We start from the raw sequence: 3903 nt of genomic DNA, 5'->3' as shown, positions 1-3903 counted from the left end.
CCGTGTTGTTCCCGATCGTCACACCGGGACACACGATCACGCCGCCGCCGAACCACACCTTGTCGCCGATGACGATCGGCGCGGTGGTCTCCCAGCCCGCGATCCGCGCGTCGTGGTCCTCTATCGGGTGCAACGCGGTCAACAGCTGCACGCGCGGGCCCATCATCACGTTTTCGCCGATGGTGACGGGACCGCAGTCGAGGATGATGCCGTCGTAGTTCATGAAGCTGTTCGCGCCGATGCGGGTGTTGTAGCCGTACTCGATCTGCAGCCGCGGCAGGAGAACCGTGTTCTCACCGATGTCCGCGACGAAGTCCTTCAGCATCGCGTGCATGCCCTCGTAGTCACCGGGCTCCAGCGCGTTGTAGCGGACCATCGTGCGTTGCGCCCGTTGCCGGTCCTCCTCCAGTTCGGAGTCCATCGCCAGGTAGGGCTCGCCGTTGATCATCTTGTCGCGATTGGTTCCCATGGCGACATTCAACCGGCGTAGGCGCGCCGGTAGTCGGTGGGCGCGACGCCGACGTGAGTGGTGAAGTGGCGGCGCAGGTTCGTGCCGGTGCCCAGGCCACAGCGTTCCGCGACCTGTTCCACGGACAGCGAGGTCGTCTCGAGCAACGCCTGGGCGTGCGCGACCCGCTGGGCGAGCAGCCACTGCAACGGCGNNGTGCAGGCACAGGTCGAGCCCGGCGGCCGCACCCGCGCTGGTGAGGACGTCGCCGTCGTCGATGTAGAGCACCGAGTCGTCGACCTCGACCTCCGGATAGCGGCGGCCCAGGCGTTCGGTGTACGACCAGTGCGCGGTGGCGCGACGTCCGTTCAGCAGCCCGGCTTCGGCGAGCACGAACGCGCCGTTGCACAGCGCGGCGATCCGCACGCCGTTGGCCGCGGCGTCCTGGAGTTCCTTCACCAGCAACGGATCCAGCTGCTCGGTGCCGTCGAGAACCGCCTGCGGAACGGACGGCACGATGATCGTGTCCGCGCCTTGGAGGCCTTCCAGGCCGTGCTCCGGCCGCAGCACCCAGCCGTGCTCGGCCCGTGGCGCCGCGGGATTCAGGCCGCACAACCGCAGCGTGTACCAGGGGTCGAAGTGGTCGACGCCGAACACCACACACGCCAGCCCGGCCTCGTAAACGTCCCAGAGGGCCGGTGCGTCGTCGTCGGTCACCAAGATCGCCACCACGCTCATGCCCACACGGTAGCTGGCAGCAATCGTTCGACAGACGGCATTTCTGCCACTGTCGGCGCTGGACACATCTTGCGAAGGTGGTGGAGATCAACCACAACCCTTGGGGGACAACGCAATGCACTCCGACGTTGCCGTGCTCGGCCTCGGTCAGATGGGTTCCGCGCTCGCCGCTGCCTTCCTGCGCGCCGGACACCGCGTCACGGTCTGGAACCGCTCGGAAGCCAAGGTCGCGCCACTGGTGGCTCAAGGCGCTCACGCGGCGAGTTCGGCCGTTGCGGCCCAACGGTCCGCACCAGTGGTGGTGGCCTGTGTGCTCGACTACCCGGCGCTGACCGAGATCCTCGACCCGGAGCTGCCGGGCATCCTGGTCAACCTCACCTCCGGCTCACCGGAGCAGGCTCGCGCGATGGCCGGCCCGCGTTATGTCGACGGCGGCATCATGACCACGCCGCCGGGCATCGGCGACCAGAGCTCGATGATCCTCTACAGCGGCGACCAGGAGGCGTTCGAGACGGCGAAGGACCTGCTGTCCGTGCTGGCCGAACCGGTCAACCTCGGCGCGGACCCCGGCCTCGCCGCCCTGTACGACACTGCGTTGCTGGGCATCATGTGGGCGACGCTCACCGGCTGGCTGCACGCCAGTGCACTCGTCACCGCCGACGGCGCCACCGCACAGCACTTCACCCCGCTGGCCACCCGCTGGCTCGGCCCGGTCGCCGGGTTCGTCAGCACCTACGCCTCACAGGTCGATGCAGGCAGCTATCCCGGTTCCGACGCCACGCTGGACGTGCATCTCGCCACGCTGGACCACCTGGTGCACGCCAGCGAGGTCCGGAAGATCGACGCGGCGCTGCCACGGCTGTTCCACGACTACGCGCAGAGGGCGGTCGAAGCGGGCCACGGCACAGACGGCTGGGCACGGATCATCGAGCTGTTGCGCGCGAAGGCGGCTTGAGATGGAGTGGCCCGCACTGCTCGACGCCAGGGCCCGCGAGTGCGTGGAGGTGTTGCGCGAACTTCCCGACGACGGCTTCTCCCGCCGCGCCAACGGACTGGAGTGGTCCTGCCGCGCCACGCTCGACCACGTGGTCGAGGGGCTGCTCGGCTACACCGCCCTGCTGGCCACCCGTGCCGACCGGCGGTGGACCAGCCTGCTCGGCACCCTCCGGCCCGGCCTGCCGCTCGAGCACTGCCTCGAAGGCGTCACGACCACCGCGACATTGTTGTCCCGCACCGTCGCCGCCTCCCCGGACGCGCGGGCCTGGCACCCGTGGGGCACCTCGGACGCGGCCGGGTTCGCCGCGATGGGCATCACCGAACTGACGATGCACACCCACGACATCGTCCAGGCGTTCGGAGTGCGATGGCGGCCGGAGAACTGCGCACCCGTGGTCGAGCGGCTGTTCCCCGGCGCTCCACGGCATCCCGACCCGTTCGCACTGCTGCTGTGGTGCACCGGACGCGGCGAGTTGCCGGGCATACCGCGTCGGGAGCGGTGGCAGTGGCACGGAGCCGTTGCCGCGTAAATTCACGTCATGCGCGTGCTTTTCGCCAGCATGGCCACCGTTGGCCACACCTTCCCGTTGATCCCGTTGGCGCTCGCACTGCGCGACGGCGGGCACGAGGTCCACTTCGCGGTCGGCGAGGAGATGCATCCGGAGCTGGAACGGCTGGGGCTGCGGCCGTTCCGCCCCGGTCTGGTGTTCGGCGAGATCTACGCCGAGGACATCGCGCCGGAACTGGAGCGCGTCCTGCCCGACCTGGTGATCAGCGGGTGGGCCGTGCCGGAGGTGTTCCGGGAAGCCAGGCGCAGGGCGTTCCCGGTGTTGTGGCACGGGTTCGGGCGGATGTTCCCCGACGGGATCGGGCTGGCCCGCCCGGTCGGCCGGCACCTCGACATCTGCCCGCCCTCGTTGCAGGACAAGGGTTTCGCGGACGATCGAATCCTGCTGCGGCCGGTGCCGCACGCGACGCCCGGCGTGGTTCCGGAGCGCACGCACGAGAAGCTGGTCTACGTCACGTTCGGAACCGTGTTCGGCAACCAGGACCTGCTCGCCACGGCGGTGGCCGGCCTCGAACGGCTCGACGCCCAGGTCGTGGTCGCCACGCCGGGGAGGTGGCTGCCGCAGGCCGAGGTGATCCGGCAGGCGNNCGGCGGAAGCGGCACGATGCTGAACGCTCTGGCCGAGGGGGTCCCACAGGTCGTGTTGCCGCAAGGCGCGGACCAGTTCGGCAACGCCGCAGCGCTCGTTGCCGCCGGTGCCGGGGTGCAAGCGGTGAGTGCCGAGGCGATCGCGGAGAGCGCACGGCTGTTGCTCGCGGCCGTTCGCTACCGGGAAGTCGCAGGTCAGATAGCGGAAGAGATACGTCACATGCCTTCGCCGAAGGAAGTTGCGGACAGTCTGGCGGACGTTGTGTAACACTGTTTTTTATGAAGGCAAGCCGCCTGCGCCTCGGGATGAACCTGTGGCCGCCGTTCCTGTTCGCCGGCATCCGCGTCGAGGAGATCTCGCCGGACTACCGGTACGCGCGGGTGCGCATGCGTCTGCGCCCGTGGAACCGCAACTTCTTCGGCACCCACTTCGGCGGTTCGCTGTTCGCGATGACCGATCCGTTCTGGGTGTTGCTGCTGTTCAACCAGCTCAGCGGCGAGCACGTGGTGTGGGACCAGTCCGGCGAGATCGACTTCGTCGCGCCCGGCCGCGGCACGGTGCGCG

General features: G+C 69.0%; 5 protein-coding genes. 4 read left to right on the top strand and 1 reads right to left on the bottom strand.

Annotated elements, in window-relative coordinates; all coding sequences use genetic code 11:
* Positions 1 to 1186 (bottom strand): DJ-1/PfpI family protein (locus B0F77_RS51040; RefSeq protein ID WP_425435825.1); only part of this gene is annotated, 1186 nt, incomplete at its 3' end.
* Positions 1187 to 1301: 115 nt separating this feature from the next.
* Here B0F77_RS51040 and B0F77_RS45035 point away from each other — a divergent pair.
* From B0F77_RS45035 to B0F77_RS45020, 4 genes are all read left to right on the top strand, one after another.
* Positions 1302 to 2141 carry an NAD(P)-dependent oxidoreductase gene (locus tag B0F77_RS45035; RefSeq protein WP_086669191.1) on the top strand — a complete coding sequence of 280 codons (840 nt, stop codon included), beginning with the start codon at positions 1302 to 1304 and terminating at the stop codon, positions 2139 to 2141.
* Position 2142: 1 nt separating this feature from the next.
* A complete protein-coding gene (locus tag B0F77_RS45030) occupies positions 2143 to 2712 on the top strand; it encodes a DinB family protein (protein WP_086669190.1) in 570 nt (189 codons plus the stop codon).
* A 9-nt stretch (positions 2713 to 2721) separates the two neighbouring features.
* Positions 2722 to 3606 carry a glycosyltransferase gene (locus B0F77_RS45025; RefSeq protein WP_086669189.1) on the top strand — a complete coding sequence of 295 codons (885 nt, stop codon included), beginning with the start codon at positions 2722 to 2724 and terminating at the stop codon, positions 3604 to 3606.
* An 11-nt stretch (positions 3607 to 3617) separates the two neighbouring features.
* Positions 3618 to 3903: DUF4442 domain-containing protein (locus B0F77_RS45020; protein WP_143467260.1), on the top strand; the 286-nt coding region annotated here is incomplete at its 3' end.

The sequence above is a fragment of the Lentzea kentuckyensis genome (genome assembly GCF_002150765.1).
In the GTDB taxonomy this organism is placed as follows: domain Bacteria; phylum Actinomycetota; class Actinomycetes; order Mycobacteriales; family Pseudonocardiaceae; genus Lentzea; species Lentzea kentuckyensis.
Note: the sequence above shows the minus strand (reverse complement) of the source record. Positions and strands in the feature narration are given on the sequence as shown.

Coding starts and splice junctions, on each gene's coding strand:
- B0F77_RS45030 (WP_086669190.1), top strand. CDS start 2,143: ATGGAGTGGCCCGCACTGCTCGACGCCAGGGCCCGCGAGTGCGTGGAG.
- B0F77_RS45035 (WP_086669191.1), top strand. CDS start 1,302: ATGCACTCCGACGTTGCCGTGCTCGGCCTCGGTCAGATGGGTTCCGCG.